The following is a 23,575-nucleotide window of genomic DNA, read 5'->3' as shown; positions in this document are numbered from 1 at the left end:
GGCCGGGCGCCTCAGGGCCTGACCGGAGCCCCGGGCCTCAGAAGGCGAGCGTCTGGGCGATGCGGCGCACGGCGTGGGTGCGGTGGGCCCGCAGCGCCGCCATCGGCGTCTCTCCGAGCTCCTCGTTCGGTGTGAAGAGCCACCGGAAGGACGCCTCGTCGTCGTAGCGGGCGTCGGCAAGGACCATGAGCGTGCCGCGCAGGTTGGGCAGCGGACCCGGACCTTCGGGATGGTCGACGTCGAGCAGAAAATCGGCGGGCACGGACTTCGCGGCGTTGGGCCCGTGCGGCACGGCGAGCAGGCGATGCTCGCGAATCATGCCCCGCACATCGCGGTCTCGTACGCCCAGCAGCTCTGCGACCTCGGGCACCGAGTACCAATCAGCAGGTTCGACGGGGACAGCAATCACGCGAAAAGCCTAGGCCAGATTCGCCGTCACAGGTTGTCGACACGCCACATCAGTCGCTACTGTCACACACGTTCCATCAGTCACATTTGCATCACAGTTCACACAGGCACGTCCCGCACGTCGATGGAGGATCGATGACGAAGGTCGAGAACAACTCTCAGACCGCAGCCCGAGGCGCCGGGGCCGGTGTCGGCCTTGCGCTGGTGGCCACCGCCGTCGGCGTGGGCGTCCCCGCAGCGCACGCCGAGGCGTCACCGACAGCGCAGCCGCGTGCGGGGCTGCAGGTCCCGACGCTGGGCGCGACGGCGCTGGCACCCGAGCACCGCGTGTCCACGGCCACCCCGACGATGACCTACCGGGTCGTGGCCGGCGACACGGTCTCGGAGATCGCCGCTCGGACGGGCAGCTCGGTCCGGGCGATCGTCCGGGAGAACAACCTGAACGACGACGCGCTGATCCGGACCGGTCAGATGCTGCGCATCCCGTCCGCCGCGGGGACGAGCTCGGGCGGATCGTCGAGCTCCTCGAGCTCAAACGCGTCAAGCCCGACCACGCACACGGTCAAGTCCGGGGAGACGCTCTCCGAGCTCGCCGCGCGGTACGACACCTCGGTCAGCCGTCTCGTCAGCCTCAACGACCTCGCGTCGGCCGACCTGATCTACGTCGGCCAGCGCCTGCGGGTATCCGGCGACTCCTCTGCGGCGCCGTCCACCCCGTCCGCCCCCGGTTCGACCTCCGTGCCGGCTTCTCCCAGCTCTTCGTCGTCGCGGCAGACGCACACGGTCGTGTCGGGCGACACGGTCTCCCATCTCGCCGCTCGGTACGGCACCAGCGTGCAGGCGATCATCCGCGCGAACGACCTCGGGTCGAACGCCCTGATCTACGTCGGGCAGAAGCTGACGATCGGGGACTCGTCGAGCTCGAGCAAGAGCTCCTCGTCCGGCTCCTCCAGCTCATCGAGCTCCTCGAACACGTCCTCGAGCTCCTCGAGCTCGTCGTCGGGCTCGTCCTCCGTCAACTACACCGTCGCCTCCGGAGACACCGTCTCTGGGCTGGCTGCTCGCTTCGGCGTGTCGGCCCAGACGATCGTGTCTGCGAACCGCCTCGGTTCGAACGCCATGATCTACGTCGGGCAGAAGCTGACGGTCCCGACGTCGACCAACCTCGTCGGCGACAGCTTCCTGGGCCGTACCTACCCGGAGGCGACCGTCGCCTCGGCCAACGCCAACAAGGCGGCGCTCCTCGCGGTGGGCGTGCCGTCTCGCGCGCAGATGCAGTCCATGGTCGTCGAGGTCGCGCAGCAGATGGGCGTCGACCCGGCGCTGGCCCAGGCGCACGCGTACCAGGAGTCGGGCTTCAACCACGCCTCGGTCTCCCCTGCCAACGCCATCGGCACGATGCAGGTCATCCCGTCGTCCGGCGAGTGGGCCTCGGGCCTCGTGGGACGCGAGCTGAACCTCCTCGACCCGCACGACAACGTCGTCGCCGGCGTCGCGATCATCAGGGCGCTCCAGGGCGCCACGGACAACCTGGAAGACGGCATCGCCGGCTACTACCAGGGTCTGGGCGCGGTGCGCGAGCACGGCTTCTACGACGACACCAAGCACTACGTGGCCGCGATCAAGGCCCACATGAACCGGTTCTGACTACTCGTTCGGCCGTGCCGCCCACCTCTCGGCGGACCGGCCGACACAGCTCGCGCGCACGGACTTCGGGCGGCGAGGGCGTGGATCGCGAAGGGCGACACGGCACGCCGCGCACCGAGATCGCGCTCGCCGCCGATACGCTCGCACGGTGGACACGACTACCCTCGACCCGATGATCGGCCGCCTGGTCGACGAGCGGTACGAGGTCACCTCGCGCATCGCGCGCGGCGGCATGGCGACCGTCTACCGTGCCACGGACCGGCGGCTGGAACGCACGGTCGCCGTCAAGGTCATGCACCCCCACCTCGCGGAGAGCCCCGACTTCGTCGCCCGGTTCCGCCGCGAGGCCCGCGCCGCGGCGCGGCTCACGCACCCCGGCGTCGTCGCCGTCCACGACCAGGGCACCGCGGGCGACGCCAGCTACCTGACGATGGAGCTCGTCGACGGGCCCAACCTGCGTGCCATCCTCCGCCGTCGTGGCTCCCTGCCCCTCGGCGAGGCCCTGCAGACCACCGAGCAGGTTCTCGACGCCCTGGCCAGCGCCCACCGAGCGGGCCTGGTCCACCGCGACATCAAGCCCGAGAACGTCCTGCTCACCACGGAGGGACGTGCGAAGGTCGCCGACTTCGGGCTGGCGCGCGCCGTGACGGAGGCGACGGCGGCCACCACCGGCACGGTCCTGGGCACCGTCGCCTATCTCGCCCCGGAGATCGTCACCGAGGGTAGTGCCGATCCGCGCTCCGACGTCTACGCCGTGGGCGTGCTGCTGTACGAGCTCGTCACCGGACACCAGCCGTTCACCGGCGAGGCCCCGATCCAGGTCGCGTTCCAGCATGTCAACGGCCGCATCCCCTCGCCGTCGGGCCGGGTGCCCTGGCTGCCCGCCGAGGTCGACGAGCTGGTGGGTGCCCTCACCGCCCGCGAGATCGAGGAACGCCCGGCCGACGCCGCAGCCGCCCTGGCGCTCGTGCGCCGCTGCCTGGCCACGCTCGACGCCGACACGCTCGCCCGGCGGGCCGACGTCCCCCCGGCCGCTCCCGCGCCGAGCGCCGACGGCGCGCACGGCCCCGACGAGGACGACGGCGACCGTACCGGCGCGCTGAGCCCCCACCGGACCGCCGCGGTCGAGGCCGTGCCCTCGCACGGGACCGTCGCCCTGCCGATCGGCGCGATCACCAACGAGCAGCAGGCGGCAGCAGCAGCCGCTCGCCCGCCTCGCCGCCGGGCCTGGCCACGCGTGCTCGCCCTGCTGCTGGTGCTCCTGGTCGCCGCGGGCGCCGCGGCGGTGTGGTGGTTCCAGGTCGGACCGGGCGCGACCGTGCCCGCACCGGACGTGGTGGGCCTGGAGCAGGACGCCGCCATCGACCAGGTCGAGGCGGCGGGACTGAGCGCACGGGTCGAGCGTGACCACCACGACGAGGTCCCGGCCGGCGTCGTCATCTCCACCGATCCCGCGCCCGGCGTCGCCGTGCACCAGGACGGCTCCGTGCGGGTCCTCGTCTCCCAGGGCGTCCTCATGATCGACGTCCCGGACGTGGCCGGCGATCCGGCCGACGAGGCGACCGCGGCGATCGAGGAGAGCGGCCTGGCCGTGGGCGAGACCACCGAGGAGTTCCACGACACCGTCCCCGAGGGCGCGGTGGTGAGCACCTCCCCCGGCGCCGGCGAGTCCGTCCGTCACGACTCCTCGGTCGACCTCGTGACATCCAAGGGCCGCGAACCGGTCGACGTACCCGACGTCACCGGCGAGCCGCGTGCGGAGGCCATCGGTCTGCTCGAGCAGGCCGGCCTGACCGTCGGTGACCAGACCGAGCAGCACCACGAGAACGTGCCCGAGGGATCGGTCATCGCGCTGAGCCCCGCCCCGGGTGAGCAGCTGTACCGCGGGGACGCCGTCGATGTCGTCGTCTCGCTCGGCCCCGAGCTCCACGAGGTGCCGAGCGTCGTCGGCCAGCAGGTCGGCGCCGCCCGGTCCACGCTGGAGGACGCCGGGTTCGACGTCGAGGTCGACGAGGTCCTCGGTGGCTACTTCGGCACCGTCCGCTCGCAGGACCCGAGCGGCGGGGAGATGCGGCCGCGAGGCACCGTCATCACGCTGACGGTCGTCTGACGCCGACGCCGACGCCGACGTTGGCGCTGGCGTTGGCGCTGGCGTTGGCGCTGGCGCTGGCGCTGATCCTGACGATGTAGCGCTCTCACTCCTGGTAGGAGTACCGCTCCGCGCGCCAGGCGTCGCCCCGCAGGTGGTAGCCGCGGTCCTCCCAGAAACCCCGACGGGCCTCGGTGAGGTAGTCCCAGCCGCGCACCCACTTCGGCCCCTTCCACGTGTACAGGTGCGGGAGGACGAGACGCATCGGGCCACCCCGCTCGTCGCTGAGCGGCTCCCCGTCGTGGTGCGTGGCGAGCACCGCCCGCGGAGAGGCGAGGTCCTCCAGGCGCACCGTCGCCGCGTAGCCGTACTCGGCGACCACCAGGACGTGCTCGACGTCCGGGCGCGGCGGCACGAGCTCGACCACGTCGCGCGCCGCCACCCCGGACCAGCGTTCGTCCACCGACGTCCAGCCGGTGGCGCAGTGCATGTCCGCGACGACGTCGAGCGGTGTCAGGGCGAGCACCTCGTCCATCGTCAGGTCGCGGTGCGTCCCGTCCGCCGTCGTCCCGCCGACCGTGAGGCGCCACCGGTCCGGACGACGGCGGGGCACCGGTCCGTAGTGCATGACCGGCGCCCGGTCCACGAGCCGCTGGCCGGGCGGGATGAACCGGTCCGCGGGCAGGCGGTGCGGGACGTCGAGCCCCGCACCCATCGCGCGGGGCTCGTCGTCGGGCGGGTTCGCCGGCACGTCCTCGGGCACGTCGTCAGCCGACCGCCGTCAGTGGTCCCGCAGCATCTCGGCGACGTCGAACGCCATCTCGAGCGACTGCTGGTGGTTCAGGCGAGGGTCGACGAGCGTCTCGTAGCGCCGGGCCAGGCCCGCGTCGTCGACCTTCTCGCTGCCGCCGAGGACCTCGGTGACGTCGTCGCCCGTCAGCTCGACGTGCAATCCACCGGGCACCGTGCCGAGGGCGTGGTGGACCTCGAAGAAGCCGTGCACCTCGTCGATGACGGTCGCGAACTCGCGTGTCTTGTACCCCGACGGGGAGGTGATGGTGTTGCCGTGCATCGGGTCGCACACCCAGGTCACCGTGCGTCCCTCGGCGGTGAACCGCTCGACGAGACCGGGCAGCACCTCCCGCACCCGACCGGCCCCCATCCGGGTGATGAAGGTGAGTCTGCCGGGTTCGTTGTCCGGGTTCAGCCGGTCCGCCAGCGCCAGGGCGTCGTCCGCCGTCGAGCTCGGGCCCAGCTTGACCCCGAGCGGGTTGCGCACCCGGGAGAGGAGGTCGACGTGCGGGCCATCGAGCTGGCGGGTGCGCTCCCCGATCCACAGGAAGTGGGCGGAGGTGTTGTACGGCAGGCCGGAGCGCGAGTCGATCCGGGTCATCGCCGACTCGTAGTCCAGCAGCAGCGCCTCGTGCGACGAGAACAGGTCCACGGTGCGCAACGCGTCGAAGTCTGCTCCCGCGGCCCGCATGAACCGCATCGCGCGGTCGATCTCGTTGGCCAGCACCTCGTAGCGGGCGTAGGCCGGGTTGGCCATGAAGCCGCGGTTCCACTGGTGCACCTCGCGCAGGTCGGCGAAGCCTCCGTAGGTGAAGGCTCGCACGAGGTTCAGGGTCGTGGCCGAGCGGTGGTACGCCTGCTGCAGGCGCCACGGGTCGGGCGTGCGGGACTCGGGTGTGAAGTCGTGGGCGTTGACCGCGTCGCCGCGGTAGACGGGCAGGGTGACGCCGTCGCGGGTCTCCATGTCGGCGCTGCGGGGCTTGGCGTACTGCCCGGCGATGCGGCCCATCTTCACGACGGGCAGCGAGGCCCCGTAGGTCAGGACGGCCGCCATCTGCAAGATGGTGCGGATCTTGTTGCGGATCCGGTCCGCCGTCGACTCGGCGAAGGTCTCGGCGCAGTCCCCGCCCTGGAGGACGAACGCCTCCCCCGCGGCGGCCTGCGCCAGGTTGTGCCGCAGCTTGTCCGCCTCGCCGGCGAAGACCAGCGGCGGGTAGCCGGCCAGCTCCGCGGTCACCCGGGTGACCTCGTCGGGGTCGGGCCAGGCGGGCTGCTGACGGGGTGGGAGGGAACGCCAGTGCTGCAGGCCCTCCAGGACCTCCGGGGATGCCTCGATACTCACCGGCTCAGGATAGGTGTCAGTGAGCGGGCGGTGCGGCGGCGCCCACGGGCTGGCCGATGTCCGCCATGAGCGCGGTGAACCACTCCTGGGTGGTGTCGAACGCCTTGCCGCCGGCGATGCGCGGGAACGGGACGGCCTTGAGCCGGTCGTCGTCCTCCTCGTCGTGCCCGATGATGCCGGAGGTGCCCTCCAGGGCGCACTGGACGGCCAGGTCGACCATGGACTTGATGAGGTGCAGGTCCTCCGCGTTGGCGCTCGACGAGCGGGAGAAGTAGCCGCTCTTCTGCACCAGGACCTTCTCGGCGCCCAGAAGCTCGGCGAACTGCTTGGCGAACCAGGCGCCGGGATTGATCGTGTCCAGCTTCACGTGGCCGAACGGGTCCCGCTGGACCTCCTCGCCCTTGGCCTCCAGCTCGGCGACGATCTCCGGCACCCCCGCACCCTCGGAGAGGAAGATGTTGACGTTGCCGATCTCGTCCATGACGCCGCGCAGCCGCTGCGCCTCGCCCTCGATGTCGAGCTGTGCCTCGGGCACGAAGACGGCGTGCACGTCCCAGCGGTCGCGGCGCAGGCCGATGCTCGGCACCCACTCCTGGGTGTCGAGCCAGGCGCGGTAGCTCTTGGCGGCGGCCGCGGTCAGCCAGCCACAGTTGCGGCCCATGACCTCGTGGACGATGAGCATCCGCGGGCTGACGCGGTGCTCGCCGATGATGTTCTGCGCGAACTCGCCGGCCTCCTCGGCCGCCGTCCACGCCCCCAGGGACTGGCGGATCGGGACGATGTCGTTGTCGATGGTCTTCGGCAGGCCGACGACCGTCAGGTGGTAGCCGTTCTCCTCGAGGTATGCCGCGAGGTCGGCGGCGGTGGTGCTCGTGTCGTCGCCGCCGATGGTGTGGAGGACGTCGATGCCGTCGGCCTTCAGCTGCTCGGCCGCCACGGCGAGGGGGTTGTCGCCCTCTCTCACCAGGCCGCGCTTGACGAGGTCGGCGGCGTTGGTCAGCTTGACGCGGGAGTTGCCGATCGGGCTGCCACCGAACCGGTGGAGGACGCCGGCGTGGCGCCGGGCCTCGTCGTCGACGGTGATCTTCGTGCCGCTCAGCAGGCCGTGGTAGCCGTGCTCGTAGGCGATGATCTCCACCTCGGGCGCGATCTCCGTGTAGCGCTCGATCAGTCCACCGACGGCGGAGGACAGGCAGGGAGCGAAACCGCCCGCGGTGAGCAGGGCGACGCGACGGACCGACATCGGCGACCTTCCGTTGTGACTTCTGCGGATATGCGCCGCCGGCCGGCCGCGCACGAATATCCTAGGCGGGCCGCGCGCCGACCGTGACCGGCCGTAGAGTGAGGGCATGGCCGGACCCTCCCGCGACGGCGCCAACGACCCGGGACCGCTCGACGACGCGACCGTCGCCGAACGGTGGGCCGAGCTCACGGCCGAGCTCGGAGACCTCGAGGTGCCCGAGGACCCGAGAAGGGACGACCGCTCCCCGCGTGACCGTGCCGCTCCGGACGGGGCCGCACCGGACGGGGCCGCACCGGGCGGGGGCGCCACGCCGGACGACGGTGATCAGGCGCCGGCCCCGCGAGCACGGCCGCTGGGCCCCCGGGACTACATCGAGATCGAGGATCCCGACGAGCAGCGGTTCGTGCCGCCCGAACCCGGACCGCTGGAGCACACCGACCCGGTGCTGACCCTGGGCTGGGTCGCCACCATCGGCTCGCTCCTGCTCGGCCTGGTCCTGTTCGTCCTCGCCTCGCCGGGCGGCTGGGTCATGCTCGCCCTCGGCGCCGCCCTGCTGTGCGGCGTCGCACTGCTGCTGTGGCGGATGCCCGCCAACCGTGACGACGACGATCACAGCGACGGCGCCGTCGTCTGAAGGACCGAGTCAGGTGCGGGCGAGATCCGCCGCGCCGATCATGCCGGCCTCGTTCCCCATCTCGGCCGGCTCGATCCGCAGCTCGCCACGGAACCCCCGGGCAGTCAGATGGCGCCGGAACGCGTCGCGGGCAGGGTCCAGCAACAGGTCTCCCGCGGCGACCACTCCCCCGCCCACCACGGCGAGCTGAGGGTCGACCACCGCGGCCAGGTCCGAGATCCCTTTGCCGAGCCAGCGGCCGAGCTCGTCCAGGAGCTCGGTCGCCAACGGGTCGCCGACCTCCGCCGCCGCGGTGACGTGCGTGCCCTTGACCTTCTTGTCCGGTCCGCCGGCCGCTTGGACGATGCCCTCCGACCGGTCCGGCTGCGCGACGACGGCGGCGCGAGCCGCCCGCGTCAGGGCGCGCCCGGAGGCGTACATCTCCCAGCAGCCCTCCTGCCCGCAGCCGCAGAAGTGGCCGTGGGGCACCATCTCCATGTGGCCGAACTCGCCCGCCGCGCCGAAGGCCCCGCGCAGCAGCGTGCCGTCGAAGATGACGGCGCCGCCCAGGCCGGTGCCCACGGTCAGCATGACCATGTGGTCGACGTCCCGGCCGGCCCCGAAGCGGAACTCGGCCCAGCCGGCCGCGTTGGCATCGTTCTCGATGACGATCGGCAGGTCGATCCCGCCGACGAGCCTGTCCCGCAACGGGTAGTCGCGCCAGGCGATGTTGGGTGCGAACACCATGCCGTCGCGCTGAGGGCTGACGTATCCGGCCGCCGCCACCCCGACGGCCGTGACGTCGTAGGACTCGCGCAGCTCGGACACGGCCGAGACGACGGCGGCCTCGATCTCCGCGGGATCCGTCGGGTCGGTGGGGTGCTTCGTGCTCGCCAGGAGCTCACCGTCCGGGTCGACGACCCCCGCCCCGATCTTCGTCCCACCGATATCGACCCCGACCGTCAGCATGTTCCGACCACCACTGGTTCCTCCCGCTTCTGCGTGCTTCTGACCGCACAGCCACACGGGCATTGTGCCAACCCGGCACGACGACGGAGCGCCGAGTGCCCGATGAGGTCCCGTTGTGACCGATACTGTGTCTGAGCACCGGATCAGCCGGACAGCACGAACACCCTCCCCGCACTGCCGACGGAGCCAGCATGGACGAGTTCACCACTCCACGTGGGGTCGAGGTCGACCCCGGACGCAGCATCACCGATTACCTGGTCGACCAGGCACGGGAGCACCCGGACCGCGTGCTCTACGAGGAGAAGGTGGGCGAGCAGTGGGTGCCGCACACCGCGGCGTGGACCCTCGAGCGGGTCACCGCGATCGCGAAGGGCCTCATCGCGGCGGGCGTCGCCCCGGGCGACCCGGTCGCGATCATGTGCCGGACCCGGCTGGAGTGGACCCTGGTCGACCTCGCCGCCTGGCACGCCGGCGCCGTCCCGGTACCGGTCTACGAGACCTCCTCGCCGGAGCAGTCCCAGTGGATCCTCTCGGACTCGCGCTGCAAGTTCGCCGTCGTCGAGAACGCGGACAACGCCGCCACGGTGGATGAGGCCCGCAGCATCGACGACGGCCTGCCGGAGCTCGGCGAGGTCTGGCAGATCGACGGCGGCGGCCTCGAGACGCTCGAGGCCCTGGGCGCGGACGTGCCCGACGACGAGCTCGAGCGGCGCCGCGCGGACCTGGGCCTGGACTCCCTCGCCACCATCATCTACACGTCGGGCACCACCGGCCGGCCCAAGGGGGCGGAGCTCACCCACGGCAACTTCGTGCTCCTGTGCGTCGAGGCCGTCGACAACATCTCCACCGTCTTCCAGCAGCCGGGGGCGCGGTCCCTGCTCTTCCTGCCGCTGGCCCACGTCTTCGCCCGGTTCGTCGAGGTTCTCGTGCTGGTCGCCGGCAAGCCGCTCGGCCACACACCGAGCGTGAAGGAGGCGGTACCCGACCTTGCCACGTTCCGGCCGACCTTCATCCTCTCCGTGCCCCGCGTCTGGGAGAAGGTCTACAACGGCGTCGAGCAGCGCACCGGCGGCGGGCTGAAGACCAAGATCTTCCACTGGGCCGCGAACGTCTCGATCCAGTACTCGAAGGCGCTCGACACCGCCTCCGGCCCGTCGGCGCCGCTCAAGGCGAAGCTGAAGGTCGCCGACAAGCTCGTGCTGTCGAAGATCCGTGCCGCGCTGGGCGGCCAGGCACGTTTCGCCGTCTCCGGCGGCGCGCCGCTCGGCGAGCGCCTCGGGCACTTCTACCGCGGCATCGGCCTGATCGTGCTCGAGGGCTACGGCCTCACGGAGACGACCGCGCCGACGAACGTCAACCGCCCAGGCAAGATCAAGATCGGTACCGTCGGTCCGCCGCTGCCCGGCACCTCGGTCGCCATCGCCGAGGACGGCGAGATCCTCGTCAGGGGCATCCCCGTCTTCCGCGGCTACCACAACAACCCCGAGGCCACGGCCGAGTCGATGGCGGACGGCTGGTACCACACGGGCGACCTCGGCTCGATGGACGGCGACGGGTACCTGCGGATCACGGGACGCAAGAAGGAGATCATCGTGACCGCCGGCGGGAAGAACGTCGCGCCGGCACCGCTCGAGGACAACATCCGCGCGCACCCGCTCGTCTCGCAGTGCGTCGTGGTCGGTGACGACCGCCCGTTCATCGGGGCGCTCATCACGCTCGACATGGAGATGCTGCCCGGATGGCTGGCCAACCACGACCGCGAGCCGATGACGATCGAGCAGGCTGCCAAGGACCCGTTCGTGCGCGAGCACCTGCAGACGGCGATCGACCGGGCCAACGCGACGGTCTCCCGGGCGGAGCAGATCCGGGCCTTCGAGGTGCTCGACTTCGACCTGAGCGTCGACAACGGCTACCTGACCCCCAAGCTGAGCGTGAAGCGCAACCTCTTCCTCAAGGACTTCGCCGGCACGGTCGACGAGTTCTACGCGAGCGCGGCGGCCGAGCGGGCGAAGGGCACGCCGGCCTAGCGCTCGTGCTGCTCGGGTGCCCGGGCACCGGGCTCCTCGGCTACCCGGGCGCTCTGCCGCCCCGATGGTCTCGGTCGCGGCTCGCCGCCGTGTCGGTGCCGGGGCGTGTGGGAGGTCGGGCCTAGCGTCGCCGTCATGACCCCGACGCTGCTCGACACCGCGCCGGGCGGCCGGCTCGTCCTGGACGACGCCACCCGGTCCGCCGACGGATCCGGCAGGCCCGTCCAGCTGGGGCTGGACGAGATCGGGACACCGCTGAGCGAGGTGACGTTCGTCGTCGTCGACCTCGAGACCACCGGCGGCGGTCCGGGCAGCTCCGTGATCACCGAGATCGGCGCCGTGAAGGTCCGCGGCGGCGAGGTCGTGGGCGAGTTCCAGACGTTGGTGAATCCGGCGACGGCGATCCCGCCGATGGTGACCGTGCTGACCGGGATCACCAACGCCATGGTGGTGACGGCACCGCCGATCACCGAGGTGATCCCGTCCTTCCTCGAGTTCGCCGGACTCACGGCGGGCGGGTGGAGCACCACCGGTCAGGGCGCGGCGGCAACCGTCCTGGTCGCCCACAACGCCGGCTTCGACGTCGGCTTCCTCAAGCACGCCACCGAACGCATGGACCTGGTCTGGCCGTCCCCGGCGGTGCTCGACACGGTCGCGCTGGCACGGCGCCTGATCACCCGGGACGAGGCCCCGAACCACAAGCTGGCCACCCTCGCCGGGCTCTTCCAGACCTCCGTCGCCCCCGACCACCGCGCCCTGACGGACGCGCGCGCCACCGTCGACGTCCTGCACGGGCTGCTCGCTCGCGCCGCACCGCTCGGCGTCACGCACCTGGAGGACCTGCGCACCGCCACGGACCCGGTCCCGCCGCGGCGCCGCCGCAAGGCCACCATGGCGGACGGCCTGCCCGAGGGCCCGGGCGTCTACCAGTTCCTCGGGCCCTCCCAGGAGGTGCTGTACGTCGGGACGGCGGTCGACCTGCGCCGCCGCGTGCGCCAGTACTTCACGGCCGCCGAGAAGCGCCGCCGGATCGGCGAGATGCTCGACATCGCCGTCACCGTACGTCCGGTGCCGTGCGCGACGACGCTCGAGGCGCAGGTGCGGGAGCTGCGGCTCATCGCCGAACTGGACCCGCCGTACAACCGCCGCTCGCGGCGTCCGCAGCGCCGGCCCTGGCTCCGGCTGACCGACGAGCCGTTCCCGCGGCTCAGTGTGGTGCGTCGCCTCCCGGCGGCCGACATGGGCGAGGCGATCGGTCCGTTCAGCAGCCGCAGCGCGGCCACGGCCGCCATGGAGGCGCTCCACGAGATCTCGCCGGTGCGGCGCTGCTCGCCCCGGCTGCCGGTCGTGCCACGTGCCGGGGCCTCGGCGTGCGCGCTGGCCGAGATGCAGCGCTGCGGTGCGCCGTGCATCGGCGGTCAGGATCGCGCCGCCTACGCCGAGTCTGTCTCCGTCACACGGCGGGCGCTGCGCGCCCAGGTCGATCACGCGGTCGAGGCTCTGCGTCACAAGATCGGTGAGCTGGCCGCCGAGCAGCGCTACGAGGAGGCGGCCACGCAGCGGGACCGCCTGGTCGCCCTGCTGCAGGGCGCTCGCCGGACGGAGCGGCTGCGTCCGATCCTCACGACGACGGAGCTGGTCGCGGCACGTCGGCACGACTCGGGCGGCTGGGAGATCGTGCTCGTGCGCCACGGTCGGCTCGCCGGTACGGCCGTCGCCGCCCGTGGGGAGGACCCGATGGCGGTCGTGCAGGCGGTGCTCGCGTCCGGGGAGGTCGTCCCGGCGCCCGAGACCGCGTGCGGGGCCGCCCCCGTCGAGGAGACGGAGCTGGTCGCCACGTGGCTCGAGCAGCCGGGTGTGCGGCTGGTCAGCCTCGCCGAGGGGCCGGTGCCCCTCGCGTGCCCGGTGCGCGGTGCAGCCCGCCACCGCGTGCCCACCACACGGTGAGCCCTCGGTAGGGAATGATGGCGGCCATGTTGACAGCCATCGTCCTCATCGACGCCGACGTCGCCCGCATCCCTGAGGTCGCCCAGGAGGTCGCCGATCTCGACGGCATCAGCGAGGTCTACTCCGTCACCGGTGACATCGACCTCGTGGCGCTCGCCCGCGTCAAGCAGCACGAGGACCTCGCCACCGTCGTCTCCGACAAGCTCGGCAAGGTCGCGGGCGTGCTGCGTACCCAGACCTACATCGCGTTCCAGGCGTACTCCCGGCACGACCTCGAGCAGGCCTTCGACATCGGCCTGGAGGACTGACGAGCGCGAGCGGCGGCGGCCCGAGGATCAGCGGGTCAGCGCGACCCAGCGGTCCAGCACCCCGGCGGCCGCACCCGAGTCGACCGAACGCGCGGCGTGCGCCAGCCCGGCCTGCAGCCGTTCCACGAGCGTCCCGCCGTCGGGCCCGGTGCCCGGCAGGCTGCCCTGCGCGACGAACGCCGCAGCGGCGTTGAGCTGGACCGCCTCGCGGGCGGGACCGCTCTCGCCCGCCAGCACCCGACGCGCGACGTCGGCGTTGTAGCCGGCGTCCTGGCCGCGCAGCTCGGACACGCTCACAGCGGTCAGGCCGAGCTCGTCCACGGCGTCCACCGTGTGCTCGACGACCTCGCCGTCACGGACCTCCCAGACGTCGTTCACCGCGGTCGCGGAGAGCTCGTCGAGACCGTTGCGGCCGCGGAAGACCAGGGCGCTGACGCCGCGGACCGCCAGCACGCCGGCCACCAGCGGTGCCGCCCTGGCGTTGGCGACGCCGATCGCGCCCGCGCCCGGACGGGCGGGGTTGGTCAGCGGGCCGAGGATGTTGAACACCGTGCCGACGGCCAGCTCGCGGCGGGTCGGTCCGGCGAACCGGAACGAGGGGTGGAACACCGTCGCGAAGCAGAACGTGATGCCCGCGTCGCGGTACACCTGCGCCACCCGCTCCACGGACAGGTTGAGGTCCACCCCGAGGGCCTCGAGCACGTCGGCGCTGCCCGAGGACGAGCTGGCGGCCCGGTTGCCGTGCTTGACGACGCCCACCCCGGCCCCGGCCACCACGAGGGAGGCCATGGTGGAGATGTTCACCGTGTGCATGCGGTCGCCGCCCGTGCCGACCACGTCGACGACGCCACCGCCGTCGACGTCGATCGGCTCAGCATGGGCGAGCATCGCGTCCGCGAGGCCGCGGACCTCCTCGACCGTCTCGCCCTTGGTGGCAAGGCCGACGAGGAAGCCGGCGAGGACCCCGGGCGTCGTCTGGTCCGTCATCACCTGGTCCATGGCCCAGGCGGTCTGCTCCGCCGTCAGGTCGTCACCCGCGATGACGTGCGAGAGGAGCTCCGGCCAGGTCGGGGCCAGCCGGTCCCCTGTCGAACCGACGGTCACCGCTCCCGCCCGCCGGGGGCCTGGGCCGCCCTCAGCATGGCGGCCACGGTCTCCTGCAGGGCGATCGGGTCGTAGGGGGCGGAGACGATCGCGTCGGCGTTCGCCCAGGTGGCGAGCCAGCGGTCCTCCGCGCGGGCGGTGAGGATGAGGACCGGCGGGCACTCGTAGATCTCGTTCTTGAGCTGACGTGCCAGCGCCATCCCGCCGACCTTCGCGGACTCGCCGTCGAGCACCAGCAGCGCGAAGCTGCCCTGCTCCACCTTGCTCACCGCTCCGGCGTGGGTCGCCGCCTCGGTCCAGCGCACGAGCGGCAGGCCCTTGCCGGGACGCCGGCCCACCGACCGGATGACGGCCCGCCGCGTGTCGACGTCATCGCTGTAGATCAGCAGGTCGACGGTCTCGGTGCTGCCGGCGCCCGCGCCCGCGGGGCCGGCGTGGCCGATCTGGCGAGCGTCAATGGTCATCCTGGTCCTCCTGCGCGGGTCTGCGTCGTGCGGGCCTTCACGGACCGGCCCGGGCTCATGGTAGTGCGCCGCCGGCCCCAATCCTCCCACCGCCGCGATCCTCCCACCGCCCGCGCCGAGGCACCGGCCCGCCGCCCGGGACACGCCGTCCGGTCCGTGGTCAGGCTCACACATGGGGCGTGCGCGCGGCGCCGGGCCGACGACCTGAGCCGCACGACGCCGGTAAACCCCCGCGCTCCGGGCCGGCGACCACGACGCGCACCCGGATCGAACTGGCCAGAACGGCCCCGACCTGGGCCATAATGGCTGGGTGTCGTCAACAACCGCCGCCGCCGCCGCTGGGCCGGTCCATGTCACGCGACCGAACACGCTCTCGGTCGGTGTGATCATCTGGCTCTCCAGCGAGCTGATGTTCTTCGCCGGCCTCTTCGCGATGTACTTCACGCACCGGTCGGTCGCCGGTCCCGAAGCCTGGGCGGAGGCCTCGAGCGTTCTCAACTTCCCGTTCGCTCTGGGCAACACCACGATCCTGGTGCTGAGCTCGGTGACCTGCCAGATGGGCGTCTTCGCCGCCGAGCGGTTCCAGGCCACCCGGGTCGGGTCGCTCTTCAACCCGTTCCGGTGGGGCATGCTCGAGTGGTACACCCTCACCTTCGTCATGGGCGGGATCTTCGTCGCCGGGCAGGTGACGGAGTACACCGAGCTCATCCAGCACGGCTTGAAGATCTCGACCTCGAGCTACGGCTCGGTCTTCTACATCACCACCGGCTTCCACGCCCTGCACGTCATCGGCGGGCTGATCGCGTTCCTGTACGTGCTGGGCAGCACGTTCGCCGCCAAGCGGTTCGGCCACCTCGAGGCCGGCCGCGCCGTCGTCACGTCGTACTACTGGCACTTCGTCGACGTGGTGTGGATCGGCCTCTTCTTCGTCATCTACGTGCTCGACTACGCACTCGTGCAGTAGCCGCTCCCGCTCCCCGACCGCCACCCGACCCCACCGAGGACGTCACATCGTGAAGGCACTCGCCGCAGGCAGGAGAAGCCGGTTCGCACCGGCGGTCCTCGTGCTGCTCGCCCTGATCCTGACCGGCGCGCTCTACGCCGCGTTCGCGCCCGAGCCCGCGTCGGCGGCCGGGGGCGACTCCGCGGAGGACGTCGAGGCCGGGGAGGCTCTGTTCGAGGCGAACTGCGCCACCTGCCACGGCGTGAACGCCGAGGGCACCGACATCGGCCCGTCGCTGATCGGTGTCGGCGCCGCCTCCGTGCACTTCCAGATGGCCACCGGGCGCATGCCGATGGCCAACAACTCCACCCAGGCGGAGGAGCGGACACCGCAGTTCAACCCGGAGCAGATCGCCCAGGTCGCCGCCTACGTGCACAGCCTCGCGCCCGGACCGGCCATCCCGAGCGCGGAGACGGTCGACCCGGCCGGCGGTGACCCCGCGAACGGTCTCGCCCTGTTCCGGACCAACTGCGCCATGTGCCACAACGCCGTCGGCGCCGGCGGCGCGCTCAGCGAGGGCAAGTACGCACCCGGGCTCTTCGACTCGACCCCGACGGAGATCTACGAGGCGATGCTGACCGGTCCGCAGTCCATGCCGGTGTTCAACGAGGCCAACCTGACCCCCGAGGACAAGCAGGACGTCATCGCGTACCTCATGGAGCAGCGGGAGACCTCGCCGGGCGGCATCACCCTGGGTTCGCTCGGCCCCGTCGTCGAAGGCATGTGGGCCTGGATCGTCGGGATCGGCGGACTGATCATCGCCGCCGTCTGGATCGGAGCGAAGTCCTCGTGAGCACCGAGCAGCAGCACGTCGCCCCGCCCGAAGCACAGAGCCCCGAGCTCTTCGAGAACCCCGGCATCGAGGAGCACCGTGAGCGCCTGGCGGACACCGACCCGCGGGAGGCCAAGCGGGTCGAGCGCCTCATCGTGCTCATCCTGACCATCAGCGCGCTGGCCTCCATCGGCGCCATCGTCGCCTACGCGGTCATCCCGCTGGACTCCACGCTCGGCAACCTGCGCTACAGCACCCTGTTCCTCGGACTGGGTCTCGGCATCGGGATGCTCGGCATCGGGATCGCGGCCATCCACTGGGCCAAGACGCTGATGTCGAACGTCGAGTACGTCGAGGAGCGCCACCTCCAGCGCAGCGACGACGAGACCCGCACGGTCGCGGCGGACATGATGAAGCACGGCGTCGAGGACTCGGGGATCGGGCGCCGCCCGGTGCTCAAGGGTGCAGTCGTCGGCGCCGCGGCCCTCGCCCCGCTGCCGATCCTCGTCCCGCTGATCGGCAACCTCGGCGGCAGCTGGGACATCAGCGCCTTCCGCCACACCGTCTGGGGCGAGACGCCGGAGGAATTCTCCGGGAACATTCCGGGCGGGGGCACCGGGCGCCGCCTCGCCCTGGACCCCTCCGACGAACCGATCATGGCCAGCGACGTCACCATCGGGTCCGTCTTCCACGTCATCCCGCACGGCCTGACCGAGCACGAGCACTACTTCGAGGAGAAGGCGAAGGCCGTGGTGATCCTGGTCCGGCTCGACCCGGACGAGCTCCAGGAGCCGCAGGAGAAGGCCGACTGGTCCTACGAGGGCATCGTCGCCTACTCGAAGATCTGCACCCACGTCGGCTGCCCGGTGGCCCTGTACGAGCAGCAGACGCACCATCTCCTCTGCCCGTGCCACCAGTCGACCTTCGACATCGCGGACCAGGCTCGCGTCGTGTTCGGCCCCGCCGACCGACCCTTGCCGCAGCTGCCGATCACGGTGGACCAGGAGGGGTATCTCGTGGCCCGCTCGGACTTCCACGAACCGATCGGACCGAGCTACTGGGAGCGTGAGAAGTGAGCATCTCGTCATCGGCACCCACGGCCCGCCCGTCGGGCGAGTACCGCCCGTCCTCGCCGATCTCGTCCACGGCCGACGTCCTCGACTCACGCATGGGCGTCGCGAAGGCCGTCAAGTTCATCGGCCGGAAGATCTTCCCCGAGCACTGGTCGTTCCTGCTCGGTGAGATCGCCCTGTGGAGCTTCGTCGTCCTCGTCCTCACCGGCATCTTCCTGACCATGTTCTTCGAGCCCTCCATGGCTCACACCACCTACCCCGAGGACGCCCTGCCGGTCAGCCACCAGGGCATGGAGATGTCGGCCGCCTACGCGTCCACGGTCTACATGTCGTTCGAGGTCAAGGGTGGCCTCCTGATGCGGCAGATGCACCACTGGTCCGCGCTGGTGTTCATGGCCGCGATCGTCGTGCACATGTTCCGGATCTTCTTCACCGGCGCGTTCCGCAAGCCGCGCGAGATCAACTGGCTCGTGGGCTTCACGTTGATGATCCTCGGGCTGGCCGCCGGCTTCTCCGGTTACTCCCTGCCGGACGACGTGCTCTCCGGCAACGGCCTGCGCATCGCCGACGGCGTGGCGAAGTCCCTGCCGATCATCGGCTCGTACCTCAGCTACGGGCTCTTCGGCGGTGAGTTCCCGGGCACGGTCATCATTCCGCGCCTCTTCACGGTGCACATCCTGCTGATCCCTGCGCTGATCGTCGCGCTCGTGACCGTGCACCTGATCCTGATGGTGGTGCACAAGCACACCCAGTACCCGGGTGTGGGCCGCACGGACAACAACGTCGTCGGTTACCCCGCCTTCCCGGTCTACGCGGCCAAGATGGCCGGCTTCTTCTTCATCGTCTTCGGCTTCCTCGCCCTGATGGGCGCCACGATGTCGATCAACCCGGTGTGGAACTACGGGCCGTACGACCCGTCCCCCGTCTCCGCGGGAGCACAACCGGACTGGTACATGCTCTTCCTCGAGGGTGCGCTGCGCCTGATGCCGGGCTGGGAAGTGGTCATCGGCGGGTACACGCTCTCGCTCAACGTCCTCATCCCCGGCGTCGTCATCCCGGGGCTGCTGTTCACGTTCCTGGCCGTGTACCCGTTCTTGGAGGCCGCCGCCACGAAGGACCGGCGCGAGCACCACGTGCTCGACCGCCCACGGAACGTCCCGGTCCGCACGGCGATCGGCGTCTCCTACCTCGGCGCGTTCATGGTGCTGCTGCTCGCGGGTGCGAACGACCTCATCGCGACGCACTTCCAGCTGTCGATCAACGACATCACCTGGTTCTTCCGGTTCGCGTTCTTCCTCGCACCCGTGGCCCTGTTCATCATGACGAAGCGGATCTGTCTCGGGCTGCAGCGGCGTGACCGTGAGCTCGCCCTGCACGGCCACGAGACCGGCCGGGTCGTCCAGATGCCGAACGGCGCGTTCATGGAGGTCCACAAGCCGTTGAGCGACGACGAGCGCTGGCTCCTCGTGGCCCACGAGCCACGCCGTCCGATCGAGGTCGGTCCCGCGACCGACCGTCACGGGGTGGACCGGCCCGGTCATCGAATGGACACCATCCGGCACAAGCTGTCGAAGTTCTTCTACGAGGATCGGGTCGAGCCGGCCACGCCGGCCGAGCTCGCCGCAGCGGGTCACCACGGCCCCGAGATCGAGGACGGCGAGGACTCCGGCATCCACGGCGTGCACGGTGGCTCCCTGGAGATCACGCACGAGGCGCCGTACGCGGACGGTCACGGCGACGAGGAGAAGCCCCGCGCCCACGCGGGCGGATCCGTCGCCACGCTGGCGCGGCACGAGAAGGACTGAACCGGGGCACGTCCGCCTGCTGGACGGGCGGGAACACCGCGGAACCGAATAGGTTGGACCACGTGAGTGGTCCCACCACGGACCGATCGACGCGGCGCTGCACGGCGCCGCCCGACGACAGGAGGACAGATGGCCGTCTACACGTTGCCCGACCTTCCCTACGACTACAGCGCGCTCGAGCCGCACATCAGCGGCAAGATCATGGAGCTGCACCACGACAAGCACCACAAGACCTATGTCGACGGTGCGAACACGGCGCTGGAGAAGATGGCGGCGGCACGCGAGTCCGGCGACCTGGCCGCGGTGAACCTCCTCGAGAAGAACCTGGCGTTCAACCTCGGCGGACACATCAACCACACCATCTTCTGGAACAACCTCTCCCCCGACGGCGGAGGCGAGCCCGAGGGTGAGGTCGCCGAGGCCATCAAGGACTCGTTCGGGTCCTTCGACGGCTTCAAGAACCACTTCACCACCAACGCCACCTCCATCCAGGGGTCCGGCTGGTCCGTGCTCGCCTACGACTCGGTGTCGCGCCGGCTCGTCATCTTCCAGATGTTCGACCAGCAGAACAACGTGCCGGTGGGCACCATCCCGCTGCTGCAGCTGGACATGTGGGAGCACGCCTTCTACCTGGACTACCTCAACGTCAAGGCGGACTACGTCAAGGCGTTCTGGAACATCGTCAACTGGCAGGACGTCGCTGCCCGGCTGACCAAGGCCACGACGCAGTCCAGCGGGCTCATCGTCCCCGCCTGACCCGCTCAGCCAAGGTCCCGGCCCGACGCCGGAGCGACGAGGGGCCCCGAGTCATCGCGACTCGGGGCCCTCGTGCGTCACAGCGGCCGCAGCGCCACCACGAACGAGTGGGCGGCAGGCCACAGCTGGTCCCGCGGCCGCACGTCGGGCCCGCACGAGCGGCTGCCCAGGCCGTGCTGGGCGGCGTCGAGATAGAGGTGGACATGCTCGCTGGGCGCAAGCTCGTGCGGGTGCGTCGCCGTCGTGAGCTCCTGCGCCGTGTGCCGAGACACGGTGAAGCCGGGCCGGCCGGCGTGGACGGCAGCGCCACCGCCACCGAGGCCTGCGGAGAAGGACCGCAGCTCCAACCCGGCGTCGGACCCGGTGAGCCGCAGCCGGCGCACCTCGGGACGGTGCCCCGTCTCCTGCGGCATGGCGTAGCCCGTGGACAGCTCGTCCACCGACCGGTCGTGGCGGCCGACGAGTGCGGCGTCGCGCGAGTCCGGGTAAGCCTCGCCGGGGCCGGGCCCGAGCCAGTCGGCGTGCGCGAGGGCGGACGGGAGCGAGAGGCGCACACCCACGCGTGGCCAGGTGCCCTCCCACGGCCCGACCGGGACGACGTCCACCCGCAGCACGAGGTCGCCGGCGTCGTCGACGAGGTAGGTCAGGGTCGTCTCGATCGCTGCCGCCGCGGCGGCGGCGCCGCTGCGCAGGCGCGTGACGACCCGGTCGTCGCCGACCTGCACTCCGACCACCCGGTGCTCGAGCCGGTCGAGGCCTCGGGCCGCCCACCGATCCGCCGACGAGGGTCCCGGGGCACCGCGTCCGCCGGTCTCCTCCGGGGACGCGTCCTCGTAGCTCCCGTGCCCGGAGCCCCGGTCGTTGTCCGTCGGCGCCCGCCACAGCTCCGGCGTGGGTCCATCGATCGCCAGGCCGCCGAGCGCAGTGAGACGGCCGGTGCGCGAGTCGATGCGGGCCCGCCCCATCGTGATCGTCCCGTCCGTCGCGGTGGGCGGGCGTGTCCCGGCCGTCGGTGGCGCCGCGTCGTTCCTCGGGCGGCCGCCGGTGATGGGCGACGTCGTCAGGTCGACCTGCCGTGCCGAGAGCACGTGCCCCGCCGGTGCCCAGGAGGTCTGCTCGGCGAGCTCGACGACGAGCCAGAGCCAGACCTCCCCACCGGGCGACGTCTGACGCGCCCGTTCGAGGACGGACCCCGTCGCCTCGGGGAGCGGGATCTCCGCCGTCGTGCCGGCAGGCACCGGCGCGGTCTCGAGCGTGCCCGAGCCGGCCTCCTCGCCGTCCACCTCGACGCGCCACCGCATGACCAGGTCGGCGGTGTCCGCGGTGTGCCGCTCGTTGGTGATTCGTACGACGGCGGCCTGGTCCTCGGTACCTCGTGCGTCGGCCTCGCCGTACTGCGCGCCACCGCTCTCCTCGAGAGAGAGGTGGACGGGTGCCACCACGGCCGCGTACTCGGTGAGCCCGGGGCTGGGCGTGCCGTCGGAGAGCACCATCCCGTCGACGACGAAGTTGCCGTCGTGCACGGTCTCGCCGAAGTCCCCGCCGTACGCGTAGTAGGGCTCGCCGTCGGGCGTCGTGGTCAGCAGCCCGTGGTCCCGCCACTCCCACACGAACCCGCCGTGCACGCGCGGGTGCGCGCGGATGCGGTCGTCGTAGTCGGCGATCCCGCCGGGGCCGTTGCCCATCGCGTGGATGTACTCGCACATGAGGAAGGGTTTGCGCCGCTGGCGCTGCGCCTGGGCCGGGCTGCAGTACGCGATCGGGCCCGAGTCGCCGCCGATGGCGTCGATCTCCTCGAGGCTCGGGTACATCCGCGAGTACACGTCGGTGTACTCCCCGGTGTAGTCGCCCTCGTAGTGCACGGGCCGCTCGGCGTCGCGGTGGTGCACCCACGCCGACATCGCGGCGAGGTTACGACCCGTTCCCGACTCGTTGCCCAGAGACCACATGACGACGCTCGGATGGTTCTTGTCCCGCTCCACGGTGCGCGCGATGCGGTCGAGGTAGGCGTCACGCCAGCGAGGGTCGTCGCTCGGGGCGTCGGCCGGGCTGTCGCGCCACCCGCGGAGGTAGAACCCGTGGGTCTCCAGGTCGCACTCGTCGACGACCCAGAACCCGAGCTCGTCGGCCAGGTCCAGGACGCCCGGGTGCGGCGGGTAGTGGCTGGTGCGGATCGCGTTGACGTTGTGCCGCTTCATCAGCTCGAGATCGCCGCGGGCGTGGTCGGCGTCGAAGACGCGTCCGCGGGTGGCCTCGATCTCGTGCCGGTTGACGCCACGGAAGATCACCTGCCGGCCGTTGACCTCGAACCGGTCACCGGCGACACGCACCGTGCGGAAGCCGACGTGCAGCCGCACCCGCTCGCCGCGTGAGATCACGACGGCCTCGTATCGCCGGGGCACCTCCGCGCTCCACGGCTCCACCTGGCCGGCGGGCACGGGGGCGACATCCTCGGCCCGCTCCCAGCGTGCGCTCACCCCCAGCTCGGGCACCTCGAGGCTGACGGGGTACGCGTCCGGCCCGGCACGCAGCTCGACACCGACCGTGCCCTCGGCCGTGCGGTGGTCGTATGCGGTCCGGAGCCACACGTCCTCGACGCCGCCGGACGGACGAGCGAGCAGCGTCACCTCACGAAAGATGCCGGGCAGCCACCACTGGTCCTGGTCCTCGAGGTAGGACGCGTCGGACCACTGGTGGACGCGGACGGCGAGGACGTTCTCGCCCGCCTCGAGGTGGTCCGTGATGTCGAACTCGTGGACGAGGCGGCTCCCCTTGCCGACACCGACCACCACGCCGTTGAGCCATACCTGGTAGGTCGACTCGACGCCGTCGAACCGGAGCAGGACACGCTCCGCGCCGGACCACCCGGCCTCGTCCGGCAGCGCGAAGGTGCGCCGGTGGTCGCCCGTGGGATTCTCGTCCGGCACGTGCGGCGGGTCCACCGGGAACGGGTAGCGCACGTTGGTGTAGACGGGGCGGCCGTGCCGGCCGTCGGCTGCCAGCACCCAGTGGGACGGCACGACAATGCTCTCCCAGGGCGCGGCGTCGCTGTCCTGCCACGGGGCGACGTCGGGGTCCGCCACCGGGTGCAGGCGGAAGTCCCAGGTCCCGGTGAGGTCGAGCGTCGGGGCGTCGCTGACGAGACGGGAACGGGGTGGCAGGGCGCCGTGGCCGGGGCTGTGATCGCTCAGGTAGGCAGGGGACGTCACGAGC

The 23,575-nt window shown here is 71.4% G+C and carries 19 protein-coding genes; 11 read left to right on the top strand and 8 right to left on the bottom strand.

The features are described from left to right. Window positions 1-37: 37 nt before the first annotated feature. Window positions 38-409, bottom strand: a complete 372-nt coding sequence (locus tag ABD907_RS19895) for an Rv2175c family DNA-binding protein (RefSeq protein ID WP_345218783.1) — start codon at window positions 407-409, stop codon at window positions 38-40. Window positions 410-543: 134 nt separating this feature from the next. Between ABD907_RS19895 and ABD907_RS19890 the strand changes: the two genes are divergently transcribed. Both ABD907_RS19890 and pknB read left to right on the top strand, forming a co-directional pair. Then, entirely contained in the window at window positions 544-2,055 is a 1,512-nt protein-coding gene (locus ABD907_RS19890; RefSeq protein ID WP_345218781.1) for a LysM peptidoglycan-binding domain-containing protein, read from the top strand. Window positions 2,056-2,203: 148 nt separating this feature from the next. Further along, window positions 2,204-4,165: a Stk1 family PASTA domain-containing Ser/Thr kinase gene (pknB, locus tag ABD907_RS19885; protein WP_345218779.1), complete on the top strand. Its 1,962-nt coding sequence runs from the start codon at window positions 2,204-2,206 to the stop codon at window positions 4,163-4,165. A gap of 85 nt (window positions 4,166-4,250) precedes the next feature. On the opposite strand, the gene ABD907_RS19880 is transcribed toward pknB, so the two are convergent. The 3 genes from ABD907_RS19880 to ABD907_RS19870 all read right to left on the bottom strand — a co-directional run bounded on the left by ABD907_RS19880 (window position 4,251) and on the right by ABD907_RS19870 (window position 7,521). Then, entirely contained in the window at window positions 4,251-4,859 is a 609-nt protein-coding gene (locus ABD907_RS19880) for a molybdopterin-dependent oxidoreductase (RefSeq protein WP_486334145.1), read from the bottom strand. A gap of 66 nt (window positions 4,860-4,925) precedes the next feature. After that, window positions 4,926-6,278 (bottom strand): class II 3-deoxy-7-phosphoheptulonate synthase, encoded by a 1,353-nt coding sequence (locus ABD907_RS19875; protein ID WP_345218776.1) that lies wholly within the window; start codon window positions 6,276-6,278, stop codon window positions 4,926-4,928. A gap of 16 nt (window positions 6,279-6,294) precedes the next feature. Beyond that, window positions 6,295-7,521, bottom strand: coding sequence for a pyrophosphate--fructose-6-phosphate 1-phosphotransferase (locus tag ABD907_RS19870; protein WP_345218774.1), 1,227 nt, complete (start codon window positions 7,519-7,521; stop codon window positions 6,295-6,297). A 106-nt stretch (window positions 7,522-7,627) separates the two neighbouring features. Here ABD907_RS19870 and ABD907_RS19865 point away from each other — a divergent pair, with 106 nt between their 5' ends. Continuing rightward, entirely contained in the window at window positions 7,628-8,155 is a 528-nt protein-coding gene (locus tag ABD907_RS19865) for a hypothetical protein (RefSeq protein WP_345218773.1), read from the top strand. A gap of 9 nt (window positions 8,156-8,164) precedes the next feature. On the opposite strand, the gene ABD907_RS19860 is transcribed toward ABD907_RS19865, so the two are convergent. Continuing rightward, window positions 8,165-9,103 (bottom strand): ROK family glucokinase, encoded by a 939-nt coding sequence (locus ABD907_RS19860; RefSeq protein WP_345218771.1) that lies wholly within the window; start codon window positions 9,101-9,103, stop codon window positions 8,165-8,167. Window positions 9,104-9,294: 191 nt separating this feature from the next. Between ABD907_RS19860 and ABD907_RS19855 the strand changes: the two genes are divergently transcribed. The 3 genes from ABD907_RS19855 (at window position 9,295) to ABD907_RS19845 (ending at window position 13,385) form a co-directional block, all read left to right on the top strand. Continuing rightward, window positions 9,295-11,130, top strand: coding sequence for an AMP-dependent synthetase/ligase (locus tag ABD907_RS19855; RefSeq protein WP_345218768.1), 1,836 nt, complete (start codon window positions 9,295-9,297; stop codon window positions 11,128-11,130). 135 nt (window positions 11,131-11,265) lie between these two features. After that, window positions 11,266-13,077: a DEDD exonuclease domain-containing protein gene (locus ABD907_RS19850; protein ID WP_345218766.1), complete on the top strand. Its 1,812-nt coding sequence runs from the start codon at window positions 11,266-11,268 to the stop codon at window positions 13,075-13,077. A gap of 26 nt (window positions 13,078-13,103) precedes the next feature. Beyond that, window positions 13,104-13,385: an Lrp/AsnC family transcriptional regulator gene (locus tag ABD907_RS19845; RefSeq protein WP_345218764.1), complete on the top strand. Its 282-nt coding sequence runs from the start codon at window positions 13,104-13,106 to the stop codon at window positions 13,383-13,385. Window positions 13,386-13,412: 27 nt separating this feature from the next. On the opposite strand, the gene trpD is transcribed toward ABD907_RS19845, so the two are convergent. Both trpD and ABD907_RS19835 read right to left on the bottom strand, forming a co-directional pair. After that, window positions 13,413-14,489, bottom strand: coding sequence for an anthranilate phosphoribosyltransferase (trpD, locus tag ABD907_RS19840; protein WP_345218762.1), 1,077 nt, complete (start codon window positions 14,487-14,489; stop codon window positions 13,413-13,415). Further along, on the bottom strand, window positions 14,486-14,953 hold the full coding sequence (locus ABD907_RS19835; protein ID WP_345218760.1) for a response regulator transcription factor: 468 nt from the start codon (window positions 14,951-14,953) through the stop codon (window positions 14,486-14,488). The genes trpD and ABD907_RS19835 overlap by 4 nt, the downstream gene beginning before the upstream one ends. 310 nt (window positions 14,954-15,263) lie before the next feature. Here ABD907_RS19835 and ctaE point away from each other — a divergent pair, with 310 nt between their 5' ends. The 5 genes from ctaE (at window position 15,264) to ABD907_RS19810 (ending at window position 20,362) form a co-directional block, all read left to right on the top strand. Beyond that, window positions 15,264-15,917: an aa3-type cytochrome oxidase subunit III gene (ctaE, locus tag ABD907_RS19830; protein ID WP_345218759.1), complete on the top strand. Its 654-nt coding sequence runs from the start codon at window positions 15,264-15,266 to the stop codon at window positions 15,915-15,917. 49 nt (window positions 15,918-15,966) lie between these two features. After that, on the top strand, window positions 15,967-16,749 hold the full coding sequence (qcrC, locus tag ABD907_RS19825) for a cytochrome bc1 complex diheme cytochrome c subunit (protein WP_345218758.1): 783 nt from the start codon (window positions 15,967-15,969) through the stop codon (window positions 16,747-16,749). After that, on the top strand, window positions 16,746-17,804 hold the full coding sequence (gene qcrA / locus ABD907_RS19820) for a cytochrome bc1 complex Rieske iron-sulfur subunit (protein WP_345218756.1): 1,059 nt from the start codon (window positions 16,746-16,748) through the stop codon (window positions 17,802-17,804). Before qcrC ends, qcrA begins: the two co-directional genes overlap by 4 nt. A 92-nt stretch (window positions 17,805-17,896) precedes the next feature. Beyond that, window positions 17,897-19,606 (top strand): cytochrome bc1 complex cytochrome b subunit, encoded by a 1,710-nt coding sequence (qcrB, locus tag ABD907_RS19815; protein WP_345218935.1) that lies wholly within the window; start codon window positions 17,897-17,899, stop codon window positions 19,604-19,606. A gap of 129 nt (window positions 19,607-19,735) precedes the next feature. Continuing rightward, on the top strand, window positions 19,736-20,362 hold the full coding sequence (locus ABD907_RS19810) for a superoxide dismutase (protein ID WP_345218753.1): 627 nt from the start codon (window positions 19,736-19,738) through the stop codon (window positions 20,360-20,362). A gap of 77 nt (window positions 20,363-20,439) precedes the next feature. On the opposite strand, the gene ABD907_RS19805 is transcribed toward ABD907_RS19810, so the two are convergent. Continuing rightward, window positions 20,440-23,571, bottom strand: coding sequence for a glycoside hydrolase family 2 TIM barrel-domain containing protein (locus ABD907_RS19805; protein WP_345218751.1), 3,132 nt, complete (start codon window positions 23,569-23,571; stop codon window positions 20,440-20,442). Window positions 23,572-23,575 lie beyond the last annotated feature (4 nt).

This window comes from Georgenia halophila, assembly GCF_039541595.1.
Note: the sequence above shows the minus strand (reverse complement) of the source record. Positions and strands in the feature narration are given on the sequence as shown.